Here is a 19,756-nt window from a genome sequence, read left to right as displayed (position 1 = left end):
TCCACGTCGGTGTTGAAGAACAGGGCGTGGCAGTAGTGGGTGCCGGTCCTGGCCGCGATCTCGGCGGAGCGGTTCCCGGCGCCGTGCGACCAGAGCTGGAACCCGGTGTCCACCGGATCGACCCACTCGGCGCCCCCGCGCAGGAGGGAGACGGTCGCGTCGATGACGGCGCCCACGTCCCGGCCGCGTTCTCGCAGGTGGGCGAGGTCCTCGGCCGCTCCCCCGCTCACGTCGCCCCGGCCGAACCCGACGTCGAGGCGGTCGGGGCAGAAGTGCGCGGCGGCGGCGACGTCCTCGGCGGTCAGGTGGGGGTCGCGGATCCTGGACAGCGTGACGGCGGTGCCCACGCGCACGCGCCGGGTGTGGCTGCCCAGGACGGCGGCCAGCAGCAGCGGGTTGGTGCTGGGCACGCCGGAGGCGTGGTGCTCGGGCAGCCAGACGCGGCTGTAGCCCAGCCGCTCGGCGAGCAGGGCCGAGGCGAAGGCGGTGTCGCGCTTGTCCCGGACGGGTCGGCCCTCGGTCAGGTCGAGGTACTCCAGCAGGCCCAGCGGCGGCGCGGCGTCCGGCGGCGTCTCCTCGCGGTCCTGCGCTGTGTCGTCGTTCATGGGGGCTGCCTCCTCGGCCGGGTCCGCGCCCGCGGCGCCGCGCTCGCGGAAGGGACGGAGAACACCTGTGGATGTGCCTCGGGGCGGCGGTCGCCGAGCGGCCGCCGCCCCGGGCCTGTTCGTACCGGGCCGCGGTGGTTCAGGGACGGGGTTCCACCGTCACGGACGGCCGGGTGCCGTCCACGGCCTCTGTGGGGACTACGGGTCCACTCCCTAGCAGGAGACGGTGTTGGCGCTCGGGCAGGGGGTGCCCCAGCAGGTGGTGCCGAAGGTGATCGGACCGGGGGCCTCGGCGCCGCTGTTCTCGACGGACTGGCCCGAGCCCGGGGTCTCGAAGGTCTCGGCGTCGACGTCGAGGTTGATCTCGGGGCGGTTGCTGGCGGAAACGGCCATGGGAATGCCTTTCTCGAAACACGGCGACCGTTTTGTCGGTAACGCCTGTTGTGAAATACACATTAGGCTCCTGCCGCGCCGCGGTCTTCATTCACGCGGACCATTTTCCCCTCCTCCTTCGGGACGGGGCCTCGGCCTTCCGCGGGACGACCTCCCCGTCCCCGGGTGCGGGGGTCGCACAAAGGAGGCCCCCGCCCGAAGGGGGGCCGCGAATGCCCGCGATCCGGGAAACGGACCCGCTACCACCTGCTTTTATACCTGACCCGCCCGACACGGCGACTGCGGCGCCGCCGCCCGTGGCCGGGGCCGCGCCGCCCCGTGTCTCCGCCCCGGGGAGGAGACTCACCGACCGGAGACGGAAACCCCGGATAACAGCGGAAAGCCGTAAAAATAACCCGCGAAATCGAAAACCCCGACCGCCGAGACGGCGGCCGGGGACCGGAAACCGCGTCAGAGGACGCCCTTGTGCCGTTCCTTGACGAACTCGGTGACCGAGGAGACCACGTAGTCGATCATCTCGTCCGTGAGCCCGGGGTAGACCCCGGTCCAGAAGGTCCGCTCCGTGGCGACGTCGCTGTTCTCCAGGTCTCCGGACACGCGGTGCGGCCGGTCCAGGTAGGCGGGGTGGCGGGTCAGGTTGCCCGCGAAGAGCAGGCGGGTGCCGATCCGCCGGGACTCCAGGAAGTGGACCAGCTCGGCCCGGTCGAACGGAGCCGCGGGGTCCACGGTGACCACGAAGCCGAACCAGCTCGGATCGCTGTTGGGCGTGGCCTCCGGCAGGATCAGGCCCGGAAGTCCGTCCAGGCCCTCCCGCATCCGGCGCCAGTTGCGGCGCCGGGCCTCGCCGAAGGAGTCGAGCTTGTCGAGCTGGCTCAGCCCGAGCGCCGCCTGGAGGTCGGTCGCCTTCAGGTTGTAGCCCACGTGGGAGAACGTGTACTTGTGGTCGTAGCCGGGGGGCAGCGTCCCGAGCTGGTAGCTGAAGCGCTTGCGGCAGGTGTCGCTCTCACCGGGCTCGCACCAGCAGTCCCGCCCCCAGTCGCGCATGGACTCCACCACACGGGCCAGCATGAGGTTGGACGTGAGCACGCAGCCGCCCTCGCCCATGGTGAGGTGGTGCGCCGGGTAGAAGCTGACCGTCGACAGGTCGCCGAAGGAGCCCGTCACCCGCCCGTCGTGGAGGGAGCCCACGGCGTCGCAGTTGTCCTCGATCAGGAACAGGTCGCGTTCCTCGGCCAGGCGCGCCATCTCCCGCGCCTCGAACGGGTTGCCCAGCGCGTGGGCGATCATGATCGCCCGGGTACGCGGGCCGATGGCCCGTTCCACCCTTTCGACCGTGGTGTTGTACGTGCGCAGCTCGATGTCCACGAACACGGGTACGAGCCCGTTCTGGAGGATCGGGTTGACGGTCGTCGGGAACCCGGCGGCGACCGTGACGACCTCGTCGCCGGGGCGCAGCCGCTGGTCCTCCAGCAGGTGCGAGGTCAGCGAGGACAGCGCGAGCAGGTTGGCCGAGGAGCCGGAGTTCGTCAGGTGGGCCTTGCGCCTTCCGAGCCTGCGGGCGAACGCGGACTCGAACCGGCGTGCGCTGGGGCCCGCCGCGATGCGCATGTCGAGGGCGGCCGCGACCAGGGCCACCCTGTCCTCCTCGTCCAGGACCGCCCCGGAGGGCCAGATCTCCGTCACACCCGGAACGAACTCGCGTTCGGTGCGGGTGGACCGGTGGTGGTCGCGGACCGCATCGAGAACCGCCGCCGCCTCGTCACTCGTCGCCATGCGTGGTACTTCCCTCCTGGGCTCGCGGCCCGGACGGGAGCGGACCCCTCCGACCGCTTCCGCGGACACCGGACCCTCCCGGCCTCCGGGCCCGGGTACAGCGCGGAAAGAATAGGGGAAGCGCCGAGCGGCACCACCCCCTTCGGGAGGGGGGAGCGGACCCGCTCCCGCTCCGGCGCGGGCGGGGCGCCCCGCCCGCCGCGGCTCTGGCAGTATGGCCGCGCCGAGTCCGTGGCCGGCTGCCGCCGCCACCGGTGCCTCGGCAGCGGTCGACACGAGGGAGGTCGTGTGTCCTCGACGCTCGGGGGTACGGGAGCGCCGGTACGGCTCGGGCTGGTCGGCTGCGCCGACATCGCCTGGAGGCGCGTTCTGCCCGCCGTGGCGGCGACGCCCTCGGTGGAGCTCGTCGCCGTGGCCAGCCGCGACCCCGCCAAGGCGCGCGAGTTCGCCGAGCGCTTCGGCTGCGAGGCCGTCACCGGCTACGCCGACCTGCTCGCGCGCCCGGACCTGGACGCCGTGTACATGCCGCTCCCGGTGGGGCTGCGGCACGAATGGGTGGGCCGGGCCCTGGAGGCCGGGCTCCACGTCCTGTCCGAGAAGCCCCTGACCGTCGGCGAGCGGACCTCGGCCGAGCTGGTCGCCGAGGCCGGTCGGCGCGGCCTGACCGTCATGGAGAACTTCGCGTTCCGGCACCACTCCCAGCACCACGAGCTGAGGCGGCTGCTGGAAGGCGGCGCGGTGGGGCGCACGCGCGCGCTGATGTGCGAGTTCGGCGTGCCGGCGCGCGCGCCGGGGGACATCAGGCACGACCCGGCGCTGGGCGGCGGCGCGCTGCTCGACGTGGGCGTGTACCCGCTGGGCCTGGCGCAGTTCCTGTTGGGAGACGGCCTGCGCGTACACGGCGGCTTCCTGGCCCACGAGCCGGACACGGGGGTGGACGCGCGGGGTTCGGTGCTGCTCTCGGGTCCGGGCGGGGTGGCGGTGCAGCTCGGATTCGGCTTCGGGATGCACTACCGCAACACCTACACCGTCTGGGGGGAGAAGGGGAGCCTGCGGCTGGACCGGGCCTTCACACCGCCCGAGACTCTGCGCCCCGCCCTGGAGCTGCGCACGGACGAGGGGACCGAGGACCTGTCCCTGGAGGCCGACCACCAGTTCCGCAACCTGTTGACGGCGTTCGCGGACGGCGTGCGGGGGCGGACGGCCGTGGACACGGCGCCGGTCCTGGCCCTCGCCGGCCTGGTCGAACGCGTCCGAGAGGCCGCCGCCCACTCCCCGGTCTGAACGCGTGCGCGCCGGGTGTCAGCCCCCCGCCCGGCGGACGAGCGCGTCGGCGAGGTCGGACGGCGAGGGCATCGCGCGCATCTCGTCGCGCACGCGCGCGGTGCCCCGGGCCAGGGCCGGGTCCTCCAGCAGCCGGGAGACCGCCGTGCTGACGTCCCCGGCGGTCATGGTCCGGTGGGGGACGGAGACGGCCGCGTCCCGCGCGGCGAGCATGTCGGCGAGCATCGGGTCGTCGAACCAGCTGGGGACGATGACCTGCGGCACGCCCGCGTCCAGTCCCGTGAGCACGGTCCCCCACCCCCCGTGGTCGACCATGGCGGCGCAGGTGGGGGCCAGGGCGTGCAGGGGCACGTACTCGACCAGGCGGGCGTTGCCGGGGACCGCGCCCAGCTTCTCCTGCTCACGGGCTGGCAGGGTGGCCACCACCTCCACGTCCAGGTCGGCCAACCCCTCCAGGAGGTCCCGGAACACGTCCCCGCCCCGGTCCTGACCCATGAGGGTGGTGCCCAGGGTGACGCAGACCCGGGGTCGGTCGGGGGGTGTGCGCAGCCAGTCGGGCACGACGGCGCGTCCGTTGTAGGGCACGTAGCGCACCGGCAGGTACTCCAGGTCCGCGGGCGTGTCCACCCTCAGAGGAGCGGGCACCTGCTCGACCGTGGCCTGGCCGTGGACCAGGGACTCGGAGAAGTCCACCCCGTGCCGGGCGGCCCGGGCCCCCAACCACGCGGCCAGGGGGTCCTCCCGCTCGGAGGCGGGCCGCTCGCCCATCCGCGCCAGGAAGCGCGCGCGGGTGCGGGCGAAGATGTCGGCCCCCCACAGGTAGCGCACGTGCGCGGCCCCGCAGGCCTCGGCGGCGATCGCCCCGGAGAAGCTCACCGAACCCCAGACCACCAGCTCGGGGCGCCACTGGCGGCAGAGGGCGACCAGGTCGTCGACCATGGGGTCGTTGACCATCCGCCACCACCACGGCACCACACGGCGGTAGCCCTCCAGCAGGTACTCCCAGGGAACCCGTTCGTAGGGGTCGGTGACGCGGCCGAACAGCGGGACGTCGTCCAGGGTGTCGTGGAGGTCGAAGACCTTCATCGTGCGCCAGAAGGAGTGGTCCCTGCCGACGGCGGCGAAGGGCAGTCCCGCCCCCGCCGCGACGGGCTCCAGCGCGGGCTGGCTGGCCACCCGGACCTCGTGGCCCGCGGCGCGCAGCGCCCACGCCAACGGGACCATGCCGAGGAAGTGCGGCTTCTCCGCGGCCGCGGCCAAGAGCACACGCATGTCCCGTCCCCTCCTCGAAACGCGTCGGAAGACTAGGGGAGGACGCGTCGGCCCGTCCAACCCCGTCGGCGCCGGGGCGCGCACGTGCCGCCTCCGCCCCCTCGCCCGGAGCTGGTAGACATGGCGCTTCCGCCGGAGCGGCCCCCGCTCCGCGCCCTCCACACCTCGGTGCCCCCACCGACCGACGACCCCCAGGAGAGTGACCGTGCGCGTCGTCGTGGCGTCCCTCGCCGAGAAGACGAACTTCCTGAGCCTGGTGCCCCTGGCGTGGGCGCTGCGCGCCGCGGGCCACGAGGTCCGGGTGGCCAGCCAGCCCGCGCTGGAGCCCGTGGTGCGGGAGACGGGCCTGCCCTTCGTCGCGGTGGGACGCGACCACGGGTTCTGGCGCCACCTCACCGCCCGGTCCTCCTTCGACGGGATGCGGGGAGGCGTCCCCCTCTTCTCCGTGTACGGCCGAGGCGGGCCGGAGGCTCCCTGGGAGGAGACCCTGGAGGAGTACCGGCAGGTCGTCACCTGGTGGTGGCGGATGGTCAACGACCCCATGGTCGACGACCTGGTGGCCCTCTGCCGCCAGTGGCGCCCCGACCTGGTGGTCTGGGAGCCCATCACCTTCTCCGGGGCGATCGCCGCCGAGGCCTGCGGGGCCGCGCACGTGCGCTATCCCTGGGGCGCGGACGTGTTCGGCGCCGTGCGCGCGCGCTTCCTGGCGCGGATGGGCGAGCGGCCCGCCTCCGAGCGGCAGGACCCCCTGGCCCAGTGGTTGGGGGCCCGGGCCGCCCGGCACGGGGTGGACTTCTCCGAGTCCCTGGTCCACGGCCAGGCCACGGTCGAGCAGGTGCCCGCTCCTCTGAGGGTGGACACGCCCGCGGACCTGGAGTACCTGCCGGTGCGCTACGTGCCCTACAACGGACGCGCCGTCGTGCCCGACTGGCTGCGCACACCCCCCGACCGACCCCGTGTGGCCCTGTGCCTGGGCACCAGCACGGCTGCGTGGCTGGGCAGGTTCGGGGTGGACGTGGCAGCGGTCCTGGAGGGCCTGGCCGACCTGGACGTGGAGGTGGTGGCCACCCTGCCAGCCCGTGAGCAGGAGAAGCTGGGCGCGGTCCCCGGCAACGCCCGCCTGGTCGAGTACGTGCCCCTGCACGCCCTGGCCCCCACCTGCGCCGCCATGATCACCCACGGCGGGACGGGCACCGTCCTGACCGGCCTCGCCCACGGGGTCCCGCAGCTCGTCTCGCCCCGGCCCACCTTCGACGAGCCCCTGCTGGCCTCGTCGGTCGCTGCCGAGGGCGCGGCGCTGGTCGTGGACCCCGACCGCCTGGACGCCGAAACCGTCACCGAGGGCGTGCGCACCCTCCTGGAGGACCCCCGCCACACCCGGGCCGCCCGCGCCCTGCGCGAGCGCATGGACGCCATGCCCGCCCCCGCCGACCTCGCCCGCACCCTCACCGCACACCGGTCCGCATTCCGAAGCAAATGAAACCAGGCCGAAACGCCACATCGAAAACAACCGGAACATAAACGGACACTTTCTGTGGTTCACTGGCCCGGACCGCGGAACGCCACGGAGAAAAGGCGGCGCGGAAAGGGCGCGGCCGCGTCGGGGCGTAACGCGCGAAACAGCCGACCGACCGGCGGACCGCGAAGGCACAGAGGAGCGAGGAGGGCCCGTGCCCATCCTGGAAGTCCAAGGAGTGAGCAAGAGATATGGGAAGAACCTGGCGGTCGACGACGTCAGCTTCTTTATCGACGAGGGGGAGACCTACGGCCTGCTGGGACCCAACGGAGCGGGCAAGTCCACCACGATCGGCATGATCACCGGCATCCTGCGCCGGGACGCCGGGACGATACTCGTGGACGGCGTCGAGCACAGCGTCACGAACAGGAAAAGCAAGTCCCTCATCGGGTTCGTCCCCCAGGAACTCGCCCTCTACCACGACCTCAGCGCACGCGACAATCTGCGTTTCTTCGCGCGCATGTACGGGCTCTCCTCATCGGAGGCGCGAAGCCGGACGGAGGAGGTCCTGGAAACGGTCGGCCTCTCCGAGCGCGCCGGTGAGGCCGTATCCAAATTCTCCGGAGGAATGGCCCGAAGGCTCAATATCGGCCTCGGTCTGCTCAACAACCCGAGGCTCCTCATCCTCGACGAACCGACGGTCGGCGTGGACCCCCAGAGCCGCAACTCCATCCTGGAGAGCGTGGACGCCCTGACGCGGGGCGGCGTCTCCGTGCTCTACACGACGCACTACATGGAGGAGGCCGAACGCCTCTGCGACCGCGTCGGCATCATCGAGGGCGGCCGCATCCGCGCCGAGGGCACGCAACGCGAACTGGTGGCCCAGGTGGGCGAGGACGACACGGTCCTGGTCACCCTGGACTCCCCCGGCGAGAGGCTGCTCGACGCCCTGCGCGCGCTGGACCGCGTGGACGAGGCGACCTGCGAGGGGAACCGGATCAGGCTCCTGACGCCCGACGCCCGGGACGTCCTGCCCCGCGTCCTCGACACCCTGACGCGGGAGGGCGCCGGCATCAGGTCGGTCGAGGTCCAGGAGCCGGACCTGGAAGCCGTCTTCCTGCGCCTGACCGGGAAGGGACTCCGGGAGTAGCCATGGCGAACGGAACCAACGCCCTCTCCATGACCGCGGCCATCGTCGCCAAGGACGTGCGCCAGCGGCTGCGGGACGGCAGCCTGCTGGTCTTCGGGCTGCTCCTGCCGCTCGGGGTGGCCTTCTTCTTCAACATGCTGCTCGGCGACGGGACCTCCCAGGCGACGAGCTCGGATTACGTGGTCGTCGACGGCGACTCCGGAACGCTCGGCGAGGGCTTCGTCGACGAGGCGCTGCGCCCCCTGGAGGACGACGGGGTGCTGGAGCTGTCCGAGGCCGGTTCCGAGCGCGAGGCGCGCGAGGCGGTCGAGACGGGGGCCGCCGACGCGGCCTTCCTCGTCCCCGAGGACTTCACCGAGTCGCTGGAGGCGGGCGAGGACGCGGTCCTCACCGTCGTCGGCGACGCCGACTCCCCCGTGGCCACCCACATCGCCCGGGAGATCGGCCGCGCCTACGCCACCGAGCACCACCGCATCCGCCTCGCGATCGCCACCGGCTTCGACTCCGAACCGGACCCGGCCGCCGCGGCCCGGCTCCTGGAGGAGGCGGAGACGGCGACGCCGCCGCTGACGGTGGTCGAGGACGCGGACCTGGAGTGGCGGGAGCTGGGCACCGCCACCTACTACTCGGCCTCCATGGCGTTCTTCTTCGTCTTCTTCGCGGCGATGTTCAGCGTCACCAGCATCTTCGACGAGAAGGCCGGCGGGACCCTGGCACGCCTCCTGGCCAGCCCGGTCCCGCGCGGGGCGATCCTGGTCGCGAAGCTCTCCAGCGGACTGCTCATCGGCCTGGCGAACATGGCGGTCCTGGCCGTCGCGACGACCCTGTTCTTCGGCGCCGACTGGGGCGACCCGCTGGGCGCGGCGGCGCTGATCACCACGGGCGTGCTGGCCGTCATCGGGCTCACCGCGGCCGTGGCGAGCTTCGCGCGCAGCTCGGAACAGGCCGCCAACTGGCTCTCGGTCCTGGCGATGCTGCTCGGAGCGTTCGGTGGAGCGCTGTTCCCGATCTCGCAGCTCAACGCGCTGGCGGTCGTCAGCTACCTGACCCCCCACCGGTGGTTCCTGCTCGGCCTGGGCGAGCTCTCGGCGGGAGGCGTCGGCTCGGTCCTCCTGCCGTGCGCGGTCCTGCTCGCGCTCGGCCTCGTCGGCTCGACCGTCGCGCTGTTCCGTATGGGACGGATGGTGAACTCATGAAATCGCTGACCATCGGCGTCCTCAACGTACGCCGCGTCTTCCGCGACCGGACGAACATCTTCTTCGTCCTGCTGCTCCCCTTCCTGATGGTCTTCATGATGGGGCTGATGTACGGGGAGGGGAGGCCGGTCCTGGGCGTCGTCGCGCCCTCCGGCGGAGGACTCTCCGAGCGCCTCGTGGGCGCCTTGGAGGAGGACGAGCGCATCGACGTCCTGCGCCTGGACGAGACGGAGATGCGCGACCTGGTGGAGGCCGGGGACGTCCAGGCGGGCCTGGTGGTCCCGGACGACTACGGGGACCTGGTGCGCGACGGCGGGCAGGTCGAGCTGGAGCTCGTCACGCGCGGCGACGACTGGGCCGCCGCGGACGTGGGGACCTGGGTCCGCTCCGTGGTGGCGCAGGAGTCGGCGCTGCTGAGCACCGCCCGGGTCACGGAGAGCGTCCGCGACGACGGGTTCGAGGAGCGCCTGGCGGACGCGGAGGAGACCGACGTGTCCGGCGTCCGGGTGGAGGTGGTCACCGCGGGTGAGGCCACGTTCCCCGAGGGGGTCTCCTCGCACAGCCTGGCGGCTCCCCCGCTGCTGCTGCTCTACACCTTCATCACGGCGCTGACGACGTCGCTGGGCATCGTCCAGGCCAGACGCTCGGGGGTCCTGCGGCGCTTGTACGCCTCCCCCACCTCGGCGGGGTCCATCGTCCTCGGCGAGGCGCTGGGCAGGTTCCTCATCGCCCTGACACAGGCCCTGCTGATCCTCTTCGGGTCGGCCCTGCTGTTCGGCGTCGCGTGGGGGAACCTGTTCGCCACCTCGCTGGTGGTGACCGCGTTCTGCCTGGTCAGCAGTGGCGCGTCACTACTGCTCGGCAGTCTGGCGAGGACCGAGGGCGGCGCGCTGGCGGCGGCGGTGGGCATCAGCCTCGGGGCGGGCGCGCTCGGCGGCACCATGCTCCCGCTGGAGTCCTTCGGCGACACCATGACCACCGTCGCGTTCCTGACCCCGCACGCCTGGGGCTACGACGCGTTCAGCGCGCTGGTCCGCGACCAGGCCTCGGTCGGGGACGTGCTCCCGCACGTGGGCGTGCTCCTCGGGTACGCCGCCGTCCTCCTGGCGCTGGGCGTCTGGCGCTTCCGCGCCGCGGTCACCAGGTAGGCGGGGCACCGGCGGGGTGCCGCCCCCGGCCGTGGCCGGGCGCGGCACCCCTTCTCCGGGGGCGGCGGCGGATCAGGCGGACCCGTCCGTCACCGCCCGGTGGGAGGGCGTCAGCTGCAGCTCACGAGGCTGGCACCGCTGTTGAGGAAGGCGCCCTCCTCGACGAGGGTCTCCGCCTCCAGGGACTGCAGGTCGAGAACGTCGCTCACGGCCATTTCTTCACCTTTCAGGAGAAAGGAATCCCGGGCTGCCCGAGGCATTCGACCCGGGCCCGCACCGCGATCCGACCCGGCTTTGTGCCAGGGTCGTCTCACGATAACAGCGCCCGCCCCGCCGCTTCCTTCCCATATCCAAGAGCCTCTTTCCCCGAGTCCGGGAAAATTGACGGCGGCCCTGCGGCGGGGAATGGCGGGCGCACCTGGCGGGATGCGGCGGGAGCCGGGGCGGGGCGGCCCGGCGGCGGAGGCGGGACCGCGCGTACCTGCCAGAACAGAGCCCGCGAGGCGGCTAAGGTAACCGGAGCCGCCCCGCCTGTCCCGCTGGCGGGACAGGCGGCGGGAACCCCGGATACGCCCCCATTCCCTCCGTCCCCGTTTTCGGGAATCCTCCCCCTTCCGGCGCACGGCAGGAACGGAACGGCTGCGAACCGACAAAGAGTTGAGGCAGGAGAGCGTGCCAGAAAATATCGTGGAAACACGCAGAGTCAGGCTCCGACCGGTTGAGAACCTGGGCTCGGCCGCCGCCGTCCGCGCATTGGCGGAGGGGGGCGTCCCCGAATTCCCGGGAATGGACGACCTCGTCAGGCCGCTCCCCCGCGACGCCGCGGACGCGGCGGAGCAGTTCCTCGCCGTCGCCCCCTCCACCGGCGCCGTCCTGGGGTTCTGTTCGCTCTCGCGCCTGGACCCGGAGGAGCGGTGGGTCCAGGTGGACGTGGTCGTGGACGAGGGGGCCAACGCCGTCGGCATCGCGTTGGAGGCCACGGTGCTGACCGTGGACCGCGCCTTCCGCGCGTGGCCGGTGGACGAGGTCCGCTTCTGGTCCGCCGGCGAGCGGGCGAACGGCCTGCGCGACCACCCGACCATGGTGACCGAGTCGGAGCCCCCTCGGCGGCCCCCGGGCCTGGAGTCCGCCTCCCACTTCGTCATCCAGCGCGAACGCTGGGAACGCTACGGCGCCAAGTTCGTCCAGCGCCTCTCCCAGGGGCCCGACGCGGGCTGAGGACACCACCCCCACCACACCAGAGAAGAGGTTCGCAACGATGGCCGCAGTAGACCAGAGCGAGATCCTGTCCCAGATCAAGGTCCAGGCGATGACCGTCCTGATGTTCACGTCGAACGAGCCGCAGTTCGACCTCCCCGAGCCCTCGCAGACGAGCGACCTGGACTCGTTCTCGATCGTGCAGCTCGTCCTGGCCCTGGAGGACGTCTACAACGTGTCCCTCCTGGAGGACATGTCGGAGTTCACCGGCAGCAGCTTCGAGGACCTGGCCGGGTTCGTGGCGGAGAGGATCCGTGAGCAGAAGGGGGCGCCCGACCGGGCGTGACCCCGGCGGGAGCGCCGTGTCCGCTCCGGGAGCGGACACGGCGTTCCCGTCCTCAGGCGCGTCGGCCCTCGGCGGCCAGCTCCTCCAGCACCGGGACGAGCCCGGCCGGGCTGGTCATCCCGTGCGCCCTGTCGCGGAGCACGCGCGCGCCCTCGGCGAAGCGGGGCTCGTCGAGCAGGCGCCCGACCATGCGGGCGACCTCCGCGCCCGTCATTTCGGTCCCCGCCAGCGTGAGGCCCGCCCCCAGCTCCGTGATCCGCTCGGCGAGCAGCGGTTCGTCGAAGACGTACTGGGCCATGGAGAACTCGGGGAGGACGAGCTGCGGGACGCCGTGGAACACCGCGGTGCAGAAGGTCCCGGCTCCCCCGTGGTGGACCACCGCGTCGCAGTGGGGCATGAGCGCGTGCAACGGCACGTGCTCCACCACCCGGACGTTGTCCGGCAGGGTTCCGGCCCGCGCGCTCTGCTCGGCGGACAGGGTGGCGACGACCTCCGCGTCCAGCCCGGCGATCGACTCCAGCAGCTCCGCGAGGGGCAGCCGGTAGCGGTCGTCGAACTTCTCCGGCACGGCCGAGCCGAGGGTCAGGCAGACCCGCCTGCGCCCGCCCGGGGAGCGCAGCCAGTCGGGCACCACCGCGGTGCCGTTGTAGGGCACGTAGCGCAGGGGGATGTGGCGCACGCCCTCCTCGGGGTCCAGGCGCACACCCGGCGGATAGGGGTCCAGGGTGGCCTGGCCCCGGACCAGGTCCTCGGAGAAGTCGGCGCCCACGCGCCGGGCGCTGCGCTCCAGCCAGTCGGCGAGGGGGTCCTCGCGGTCGGCGGCGGGCAGTGCGGCGGCGCGCTCCAGGAACCGGCGGCGGGTGCGGGAGAACACGTCCAGCCCCCACAGGACCCGGACGTGCGCCGCGCCCGAGGCCCGGGCCGCCACCGGCGCGGCGAAGGTGGTCGGCTCCCACAGGACCAGGTCGGGGCGCCACGAGCGGCAGAGGTCGGTGAGGTCGTCCAGCATGGGCGTGTTGACCGGGTGCCACCACAGCCGGACGAACGCGCGGTAGCCGTCGAGCAGGTAGTCCCAGCCCAGCGCCTCCGGATCGCTCCTGGTCATGTCGAAGCCCCGGCTGTCGCCGAAGCCCAGGCCCTTCAGCGTGGTCAGCAGCTGGTGGAAGAGGTGGTCCCGGCCCACCCGGACGGCGGGCAGCCCGGTGCGCGCGGCGACGGGGACCAGCGCGGGCTGGCTGGCCACCCGCACCTCGTGCCCGGCGGCGCGCAGCGCCCACGCCTGCGGGACGAGGCCCAGCAGGTGGGTCCTCTCCGCCTGGCTGACGACGAGCACGCGCATGTGCGGTACTTCCTCCCGGTCGGACCGGTCGGGGCGCGCCCCGACCTCAGCCCAGGGTGTGCAGGCAGACGAGGAGGGTCCTCGCCTCGATGTTGAGGTAGTGGCCGTGCCGGACCAGCTCCATGAGCTGGGCGACGGTGACCCAGAGGAAGTCCGGGGGGACCTCCGCGGGCGTGTCCGGGTCGGCCTCGACGATCCGGTACCTGGTCTGAGCGTGGTGGAAGCGCCCGCCCTCCTCCGAGAGCAGGGCGTCGTAGCGCACGCGGTGGGCCGGCGGCGACTCCGCCTGGGCGGCGAAGGGTTCCGGGCGGCCCAGGGCCTCCGCCGAGGCCGAGTACTGCACCGTCGGGGTGATCTCGACGCGGTCGAGGGTCCCCGGTTCGGCGCGCGCCCGGACCAGGACGTGGAGCACGCCGCCGATCTCGCGCACGAGGAAGGCGGCGAACCCGTGCCTCTCGGGGGCGAGCAGGGGCTGCGTCCAGGACGCGACCTCGCGGATGCGCGCCGAGACCGAGACCATGATGATCCGGAAACCGGGGCCGCCGGAGATCTCGTCCCCGGTCCGGCGCCACCCCTCGGCCCGGGGCAGCGGCAGCAGCTCGGAGCGCCAGTCCACGACCGTCTTGGCCTCGGTGAACCAGCTGACCACACCGGTCATCGGGTGCAGCGCGCCGTCCCCGTAGGAGCGAGCGAGCGCCCGCCCGAAGGGGTCCTCGGGTTCCGACGCCTCCCCGCGGGTCACGGGCAGGCAGGACAGCACCGTGCGGGCGTCCATGTTGACGAGGTTGTCCCGGCGCAGCATCCCGTGGATCTGCCGGAGCGTGAACCACCGGTAGTCCTCGTGCTCGGGGACGTCCTCGTCGGGGCCCACCTCGACGACGATGTTGCGGTTGTGCTTGCGCCAGAACCACTCGCCCTGCTCGGACTGGAGCACGTCCACCAGGACCCGGCCGCGGCGCGGAGCGCGGAAGTACTCCACGTAGGGGGTGGCCCGGCCTCCGTGGACCCCCGTGTAGTTGCTGCGCGTGGCCTGCACGGTGGGCGAGACCTGGCGGAGGTTGACGTTGCCGGGCTCGAACTTGGCCTGCATCAGGAAGTGGGGCACCCCGTCGAACTCCTTGACCAGGATGCCCAGGATGCCGATCTCCGGCTGGTCGATGACCGGCTGGTGGACCACCGCACCGCCGGAGGCCACACGCAGCCCCCGGACGGAGAAGAAGCCGCCGCTCTCGTGGACGAGGTCCCCGGTCCCGGAGGAGAAGGACCAGCTGCGCGTGTGGTCGAAGCCGACCCGCTCGACGGAGAGCAGTTCGTGCCGGGGCCTGCTCTCCCACCACCGGACGAACTCGGCGTCGGACACCAGCGGCACCGCCCGGTCCGACGCCGAGAGCGCGAACCGGGCTCCGTCCCCGGAACCGGTCACAGCCTGGCCAGGGTCTTGGTCAGGGCCTCGATGATCCGGTCCTGCTCCTGCCGGGGCAGCGAGGGGTACATCGGCAGCGAGAAGATCTCGTGGGCCAGCTTCTCGGTCACCGGCAGGCTCCCGGTCTCGTAGCCCAGGTGGGCGAAGCCGGACATCGTGTGGACGGGCCACGGGTAGCTGACGTTGAGCGCGACGTCGTGGGCCTTCATCTCCTCGATGATCCGGTCCCGCTCGGGGTGGCGGACCACGTAGAGGTAGTAGGCGTGCTCGTTCCCGGGCGCCGTCGCGGGCAGGACCAGGCCGGTGTCGGCGAGCGCCTCGTCGTAGGCGCGCGCCACCGCCCTGCGGCCCTCGATGTACTCGTCCAGACGGCCGAGCTTGCGGCGCAGGATCTCCGCGTGGACCTCGTCGAGCCTGCTGTTCTGCCCGTTCGGCGTGACGACGTAGTAGCGCTCCTGGTCCATGCCGTAGTAGCGCAGGCGCCTGAGGGAGGCGTCGACCTCCGGGTCGTTGGTGATCGTCGCGCCCGCGTGGCCGTAGGCGCCGAGGATCTTCGTCGGGTAGAAGGAGAAGGCGGCGGCGTGGCCCATGGAGCCCGCCACGCGCCCGTGGTGGGTGGCTCCGTGCGCCTGGGCGCAGTCCTCCAGGAGGACCAGGCCGTGCTCGGCGGCCAGCGCCTCCAGCGGGGCCATGTCCACGCACTGCCCGTACAGGTGGACCGGCAGGATGCAGCGCGTGCGCTCCGTGATCGCCGCGGCGACCTGGTCCACGCGCATGAGGTAGGTGTCCGGGTCGATGTCGACGAAGACCGGGTGCGCTCCCACCAGGTCGATGGCCAGGACCGTGGGCGCGGCCGTGTTCGACACGGTGATGACCTCGTCGCCCTCACCGACGCCCAGGGCGCGCAGGGCGAGCACGATGGCGTTGGTGCCGTTGTCGACGCCCGCGCAGTGCGCCACGCCGTGGTAGCGGGCGAACTCCTCCTCGAAGGCCACCAGGGAGGGGCCCCAGATCAGCTTCCCCGACTTGAACACCTTGTCCACGGCGTCGAGGATGTCCTCCCTTTCCTTCTCGTACTCCTCCAGGTAACCCCAGACATAGGTCGTCATGTGTTCCTCCGTTTTCAGGTCGCCAGTGGCCGAAAGAAACGGGCGCCCGGATCGTGTCAGCAAGGGGTCCCCGCGCGGCGACCACCCGTATCCGCACCGGTTTCCGGCGCGCCGGGGGAATCGCCGGCGAGGGTTTCCCGCAAGGGGAGTCAAAATACACGGCGGGCCCGCAACGGGCCCGGGATCTCGGCTCAGCCGACCTCAATCATTTTCTTGGCAGCCATGTCCAGGGCCTTGGAAGCCCACTCCGGGAAACTCATACCAGAACTCTCGGCGGCTTCCTGCCATTGCCTCTTCCGCTCCGGGTTAATGGCCACCTGAACGTATATGGTCTCCCGTGCGGGGTCCACTCCCCGGGCCTTGAGGCGGATGCGGCGGCGGAGCTCGTTGCGGGACCAGCGGCCCGCCTCGGCCTCGGCCAGCCAGCGCTCCTGCTCCTCCTCCGGGAGGCCGCACACCTCGGCGTGGTGCTGGAAGCTCAGCTTCTCGCGGCGCCGGGCGGGGACGAACTTCCTGGCCACCCATGCGTAGTTGCGCAGGGTCTGGTAGTCGAGGGAGGTCTTCTCGATCGCGCGCTTGTACCGCTGGGGGTAGTTCTCCTGGCCGTAGATGAGCCAGTCCCCGAGCCACCAGGCGGACGCGTCGGAGATGACGAAGATGTGCTGTCCCCAGCGCTCCCAGTCGACCATGGCCATGCCGTCGGGCAGGTGGAGGCTCGTTCTGCGGGTGGGGTTGCCCGAGGCGCCCCGCCGACCGCCCGAGTCCGCGGCGGACCGGCTCCGTCTGGCTTCGGGGACCTTCGCCTGGGGGCTGGCGTGGCTGTCCGGATTCATCACTGCTTCCATGTGGGTCCCCTTATCGACCTTCCTGAGAGGGCAAGAGAACTCAGCGCTCGGGCCAGGATCAGTCGTCTTGTAAGACAAGGTGGTCTGATATCGGTAAGAGGGCTCACAACGCATGTTCGCGGGCTGTGCGGACAAGGGTCCGAGCACACGTCAACACCGGGTTCATGGGAGCGCACGTGAAAAAGGGGAATGGTCGACAGAAATCGATCCTCAACCCCTCAGCGCAGATATGCGGTGAGCACAGAACGGACACAGTCTTCAAACTGGTTTAAAGAGGTCAAGAAATCAACTGGAGCCTGAAGACCCTCCCTGGCCGATGCCGCAGCGAAACCGGTCGTGGATAACTGGCGATAACTCGACCGTCAACATGGCCGGTATCGGTCAACGCCGTTCGTAAAGCAGCGTATGAGATAGCTGAGCGTACAGGCAACCCCCTGAATATTAAGCACTTTGTGCTAGGCGGCGCACACGGTAAGTCGCGCAGGTGGGACGGGAAACCGCGCGCCCCGGCCCCGGCGACACGAGGCCCGACCGGTGATCACGCTCAGCGACGGACCCCGGACCCGAGGAGGAAGGTCATGTGAGAAAAGGTTTTACTAATTCATTCGAAACCTTCGCCCTAGCATTTCTGACAGATAGCGAGGATCTCCGGTGCGTATCTTGTTCGCAACGTTCTCCGAGAAGACCCACTTCATCGGGATGACCCCCCTGGCGTGGGCGCTGCGCGCCGCCGGGCACGAGGTGCGCGTCGCCAGCCAGCCCGAGCTCGCGCCGACGGTGGCCGCGACCGGGCTGCCGTTCGTCGCCGCGGGGTCGGACCACGTGCTCCCCCAGGTGATCGCCTGGGTCGGGCGCATGGCGCGGGACATGCGCCCCGACTTCGACATGATGCGCGTGGCGGCTCCGGAGGGCCCCTCCGGGGAGGAGCTGCGGGCCGCCTACCGCGACGTGCTGGTGCCGCTGTGGTGGAAGGTCGTCAACGACCCGATGCTGGAGGACCTGGTCGCCTTCTGCCGCGAGTGGCGCCCCGACCTGGTCGTGTGGGAACCCATCACCTTCTCCGCGGCGATCGCCGCGGAGGCGTGTGGCGCGGCGCACGTGCGCTTCCTGTGGAGCCTGGACCTGTTCGCCGCGATGCGCGAACAGTACCTGCGCCACATGGAACGACAGCCCCCGCAGGAACGCGACGACCCCCTGGCCGCATGGCTGGGCGACCGCGCGGCCCGCCACGGCGTGGACTTCTCCGAAACCCTCGTCCGCGGCCGGGCCACCCTGGACCACCTGCCCGCCTCCCTGGGCGTGCCCGCCCCCACCGGCGCCCACCGCCTGCCCATCCGCTACGTGCCCTACAACGGACGCGCCGTCGTCCCCCACTGGCTGCGCACACCCCCCGACCGCCCCCGCGTCTGCCTCAGCCTCGGGACGACGGCCACCCAGCGCCTGGGCGGCTACACGGTCGACGTCGCGACCCTCCTGGAGGGGTTGGCCGACCTGGACGTGGAGGTCGTGGCCACCCTGCCAGCCAGCGAACAGCACAAGCTGGGCGCCGTCCCCGGCAACGCCCGCCTGGTCGAGTACGTCCCGCTGCACGCCCTGACCCCCACCTGCGCCGCGATGATCACCCACGGCGGGGCGGGCACCGTGATGTCCGGCCTGGCGCACGGGGTCCCGCAGTCGGCCGTGCCGCACCACATGTACGACGAGCCCCTGCTTGCCTCACTGGTGGCCGCGCAGGGCTCGGGAGTGGTCGTGGACCCCGCCCGGGTCACCCCCGAGGCCGTCCGGGAGAGCACCCGGCGCCTGCTGGAGGACCCCTCCCACGCCGAGGCGGCGCGGCGCCTGCGCGGGGAGATGGCCGCCATGCCCTCCCCCGCCGAGGTCGCGCGCCAACTGGCGCGGGCCGCGGGGGAGGGCGGGCAGGCGGACCTCACACGGTGGTGACGTCCGGGACGTAGTGGATCCAGCGTCCCCCGGCCTCGCGGAACCCCTCCTCCTTGGCCATGATCTCCTCGGCGTGGTTCCACGCCAGCAGGAGGGCGCGGTCGGGGTAGGAGGCCGTGAACGCGCCGTGGTCGCGCACTGGCACGTGGGAGCCCGGCGTCAGGCGACCCTGCTTGGCCGGCGTGGTGTCGCAGACGAACTCCAGCAGGTCGGGGCCGATCCCGCAGAAGTTGAGCACGGTCGCGCTCTTGGCGGTGGCGCCGTAGCCCACCACGCGCAGGCCCCGGTCGCGCAGCGAGCGCAGTTCCTCCACGAGGCGGTCGCAGTTGCCCCGCACCCGGTCCGCGAAGGAGGCCAGCGACTCCGGGGAGGTCAGCTCCCGCTTCCTCTCCTCCTCCAGGATCGCCTCCACGGCTGGGGACGCGGCCCGGGAGCCCTCGCGTGCCAGGGTGTAGCGCAGCTCGCCCCCGTGCGTGGGCAGACGCTCGACGTCGACCAGCTCCAGGCCGAACCTGCGCGCCATGTTGCGCACGGAGGAGGCGGTGAACAGGAAGAAGTGCTCGTCGTAGAACTGGTCGAAGGACGCCTTCTCGCTCACGTCACCGAAGTAGGGGTCCTCGAAGACGAACACGCCCCCGGGGGACAGCAGCTCCCCGATCCCCTCCAGCACCGAGTCCACGTAGGGGATGTGGCAGAAGGTGTTGGCCGCGTAGACGACGTCGGCGGGCCCGTCCTCGGCCCGGATCTCCAGGGCCGTCGCCTTCTCGAAGAAGGCGTTGCGCACGCGCACGCCCTTGCCGCGGGCGACCTCGGCCACGGCTCCGGAGGGCTCCATCCCGAGGTGGCGCACGCCCGCGCGGGCCACCGTCTCCAGCATGACGCCGTCGTTGCACCCCAGCTCGACCACGAAGGGGTCGGAGCCGGTCAGGTGCTCCGCGAGGAGCTTCTCGGCGGTCGCCTCGAAGTGGGAGCGCATCACGGTGGAGCCCGAGGAGTAGTACGGGTACCCCTCGTGGAACATGCGTTCCCGGGGCACCTCCTCCATCAACTGCACCATCTGGCAGTCCGGGCAGAGCCCGACCGCGAGCCGGTAGAAGAACTCCTCGCTCGTGTCGTCGGGCGCCCGGAAGGCGTCGGACAGCGGCTGGCGGCCGAAGTCCATGAACTGGGTGACCGTTCCTTCGCAGACACGGCACGTGGTGGTGGGGACCAACCTCAACTCCTCGGCTTCTCACGGACGTCGTCGGACGGGCGCGCCGGAGTCGGCGGCCCGGGGCGG

General features: G+C 71.8%; 17 protein-coding genes. 8 read left to right on the top strand and 9 right to left on the bottom strand.

Translation table 11 applies throughout. The features are described from left to right. Positions 1-818: 818 nt before the first annotated feature. Together KGD83_RS01675 and rfbH are read right to left on the bottom strand one after the other, a co-directional pair. Positions 819-998, bottom strand: a complete 180-nt coding sequence (locus KGD83_RS01675) for a hypothetical protein (RefSeq protein WP_017562790.1) — start codon at positions 996-998, stop codon at positions 819-821. A gap of 450 nt (positions 999-1,448) precedes the next feature. Further along, positions 1,449-2,771, bottom strand: coding sequence for a lipopolysaccharide biosynthesis protein RfbH (gene rfbH, locus KGD83_RS01670; RefSeq protein ID WP_212642204.1), 1,323 nt, complete (start codon positions 2,769-2,771; stop codon positions 1,449-1,451). Between the two features lie 288 nt (positions 2,772-3,059). Here rfbH and KGD83_RS01665 point away from each other — a divergent pair, with 288 nt between their 5' ends. After that, positions 3,060-4,055, top strand: a complete 996-nt coding sequence (locus KGD83_RS01665; RefSeq protein WP_212642203.1) for a Gfo/Idh/MocA family protein — start codon at positions 3,060-3,062, stop codon at positions 4,053-4,055. An 18-nt stretch (positions 4,056-4,073) separates the two neighbouring features. On the opposite strand, the gene KGD83_RS01660 is transcribed toward KGD83_RS01665, so the two are convergent. Continuing rightward, positions 4,074-5,327 carry an activator-dependent family glycosyltransferase gene (locus tag KGD83_RS01660; RefSeq protein WP_212642202.1) on the bottom strand — a complete coding sequence of 418 codons (1,254 nt, stop codon included), beginning with the start codon at positions 5,325-5,327 and terminating at the stop codon, positions 4,074-4,076. Between the two features lie 205 nt (positions 5,328-5,532). On the opposite strand from KGD83_RS01660, the gene KGD83_RS01655 reads away from it, so the two are divergent. The 4 genes from KGD83_RS01655 to KGD83_RS01640 all read left to right on the top strand — a co-directional run bounded on the left by KGD83_RS01655 (position 5,533) and on the right by KGD83_RS01640 (position 10,277). Further along, complete coding sequence (locus KGD83_RS01655; protein ID WP_212642201.1) at positions 5,533-6,807, top strand: activator-dependent family glycosyltransferase; 1,275 nt, start codon at positions 5,533-5,535, stop codon at positions 6,805-6,807. A gap of 190 nt (positions 6,808-6,997) precedes the next feature. Further along, the gene (locus KGD83_RS01650; protein WP_249352076.1) at positions 6,998-7,933 is read left to right on the top strand and encodes an ABC transporter ATP-binding protein; all 936 of its coding nucleotides are present in this window, start codon (positions 6,998-7,000) and stop codon (positions 7,931-7,933) included. Positions 7,934-7,935: 2 nt separating this feature from the next. Continuing rightward, positions 7,936-9,129: an ABC transporter permease gene (locus KGD83_RS01645; RefSeq protein ID WP_212642200.1), complete on the top strand. Its 1,194-nt coding sequence runs from the start codon at positions 7,936-7,938 to the stop codon at positions 9,127-9,129. Further along, positions 9,126-10,277 (top strand): ABC transporter permease, encoded by a 1,152-nt coding sequence (locus KGD83_RS01640; protein ID WP_212642199.1) that lies wholly within the window; start codon positions 9,126-9,128, stop codon positions 10,275-10,277. Before KGD83_RS01645 ends, KGD83_RS01640 begins: the two co-directional genes overlap by 4 nt. Before the next feature lie 110 nt (positions 10,278-10,387). On the opposite strand, the gene KGD83_RS01635 is transcribed toward KGD83_RS01640, so the two are convergent. Then, positions 10,388-10,492, bottom strand: coding sequence for a hypothetical protein (locus KGD83_RS01635; RefSeq protein ID WP_013155697.1), 105 nt, complete (start codon positions 10,490-10,492; stop codon positions 10,388-10,390). A 571-nt stretch (positions 10,493-11,063) separates the two neighbouring features. Between KGD83_RS01635 and KGD83_RS01630 the strand changes: the two genes are divergently transcribed. Further along, positions 11,064-11,495, top strand: a complete 432-nt coding sequence (locus KGD83_RS01630; protein ID WP_249352075.1) for a GNAT family N-acetyltransferase — start codon at positions 11,064-11,066, stop codon at positions 11,493-11,495. A gap of 40 nt (positions 11,496-11,535) precedes the next feature. After that, entirely contained in the window at positions 11,536-11,820 is a 285-nt protein-coding gene (locus KGD83_RS01625) for a hypothetical protein (protein WP_013155699.1), read from the top strand. Between the two features lie 52 nt (positions 11,821-11,872). On the opposite strand, the gene KGD83_RS01620 is transcribed toward KGD83_RS01625, so the two are convergent. From KGD83_RS01620 to KGD83_RS01605, 4 genes are all read right to left on the bottom strand, one after another. After that, complete coding sequence (locus tag KGD83_RS01620; protein ID WP_212642197.1) at positions 11,873-13,159, bottom strand: activator-dependent family glycosyltransferase; 1,287 nt, start codon at positions 13,157-13,159, stop codon at positions 11,873-11,875. Between the two features lie 46 nt (positions 13,160-13,205). After that, positions 13,206-14,582 (bottom strand): NDP-hexose 2,3-dehydratase family protein, encoded by a 1,377-nt coding sequence (locus tag KGD83_RS01615; protein ID WP_212642196.1) that lies wholly within the window; start codon positions 14,580-14,582, stop codon positions 13,206-13,208. After that, positions 14,579-15,691 (bottom strand): DegT/DnrJ/EryC1/StrS family aminotransferase, encoded by a 1,113-nt coding sequence (locus tag KGD83_RS01610; protein ID WP_212642195.1) that lies wholly within the window; start codon positions 15,689-15,691, stop codon positions 14,579-14,581. The genes KGD83_RS01615 and KGD83_RS01610 overlap by 4 nt, the downstream gene beginning before the upstream one ends. A gap of 191 nt (positions 15,692-15,882) precedes the next feature. Then, on the bottom strand, positions 15,883-16,536 hold the full coding sequence (locus KGD83_RS01605; protein ID WP_013155703.1) for an LmbU family transcriptional regulator: 654 nt from the start codon (positions 16,534-16,536) through the stop codon (positions 15,883-15,885). Positions 16,537-17,187: 651 nt separating this feature from the next. Here KGD83_RS01605 and KGD83_RS01600 point away from each other — a divergent pair. Continuing rightward, positions 17,188-18,477: an activator-dependent family glycosyltransferase gene (locus tag KGD83_RS01600; protein WP_212642194.1), complete on the top strand. Its 1,290-nt coding sequence runs from the start codon at positions 17,188-17,190 to the stop codon at positions 18,475-18,477. Here the strand turns inward: KGD83_RS01600 and KGD83_RS01595 are convergent. After that, entirely contained in the window at positions 18,464-19,690 is a 1,227-nt protein-coding gene (locus KGD83_RS01595; RefSeq protein WP_212642193.1) for a class I SAM-dependent methyltransferase, read from the bottom strand. The genes KGD83_RS01600 and KGD83_RS01595 overlap by 14 nt on opposite strands. Between the last annotated feature and the right edge of the window lie 66 nt (positions 19,691-19,756).

It is taken from the genome of Nocardiopsis akebiae, from assembly GCF_018316795.1.
Lineage (GTDB): Bacteria > Actinomycetota > Actinomycetes > Streptosporangiales > Streptosporangiaceae > Nocardiopsis > Nocardiopsis dassonvillei.
This window is presented reverse-complemented; position numbering and strand designations above follow the sequence as displayed.

What these genes read in the sequence shown, in the direction of transcription:
- KGD83_RS01675 (WP_017562790.1), bottom strand. Translation starts at nt 998, where the DNA reads ATGGCCGTTTCCGCCAGCAACCGCCCCGAGATCAACCTCGACGTCGAC.
- rfbH (WP_212642204.1), bottom strand. Translation starts at nt 2,771, where the DNA reads ATGGCGACGAGTGACGAGGCGGCGGCGGTTCTCGATGCGGTCCGCGAC.
- KGD83_RS01660 (WP_212642202.1), bottom strand. Translation starts at nt 5,327, where the DNA reads ATGCGTGTGCTCTTGGCCGCGGCCGCGGAGAAGCCGCACTTCCTCGGC.
- KGD83_RS01645 (WP_212642200.1), top strand. Translation starts at nt 7,936, where the DNA reads ATGGCGAACGGAACCAACGCCCTCTCCATGACCGCGGCCATCGTCGCC.
- KGD83_RS01640 (WP_212642199.1), top strand. Translation starts at nt 9,126, where the DNA reads ATGAAATCGCTGACCATCGGCGTCCTCAACGTACGCCGCGTCTTCCGC.
- KGD83_RS01635 (WP_013155697.1), bottom strand. Translation starts at nt 10,492, where the DNA reads ATGGCCGTGAGCGACGTTCTCGACCTGCAGTCCCTGGAGGCGGAGACC.
- KGD83_RS01630 (WP_249352075.1), top strand. Translation starts at nt 11,064, where the DNA reads ATGGACGACCTCGTCAGGCCGCTCCCCCGCGACGCCGCGGACGCGGCG.
- KGD83_RS01625 (WP_013155699.1), top strand. Translation starts at nt 11,536, where the DNA reads ATGGCCGCAGTAGACCAGAGCGAGATCCTGTCCCAGATCAAGGTCCAG.
- KGD83_RS01620 (WP_212642197.1), bottom strand. Translation starts at nt 13,159, where the DNA reads ATGCGCGTGCTCGTCGTCAGCCAGGCGGAGAGGACCCACCTGCTGGGC.
- KGD83_RS01610 (WP_212642195.1), bottom strand. Translation starts at nt 15,691, where the DNA reads ATGACGACCTATGTCTGGGGTTACCTGGAGGAGTACGAGAAGGAAAGG.
- KGD83_RS01605 (WP_013155703.1), bottom strand. Translation starts at nt 16,536, where the DNA reads ATGGAAGCAGTGATGAATCCGGACAGCCACGCCAGCCCCCAGGCGAAG.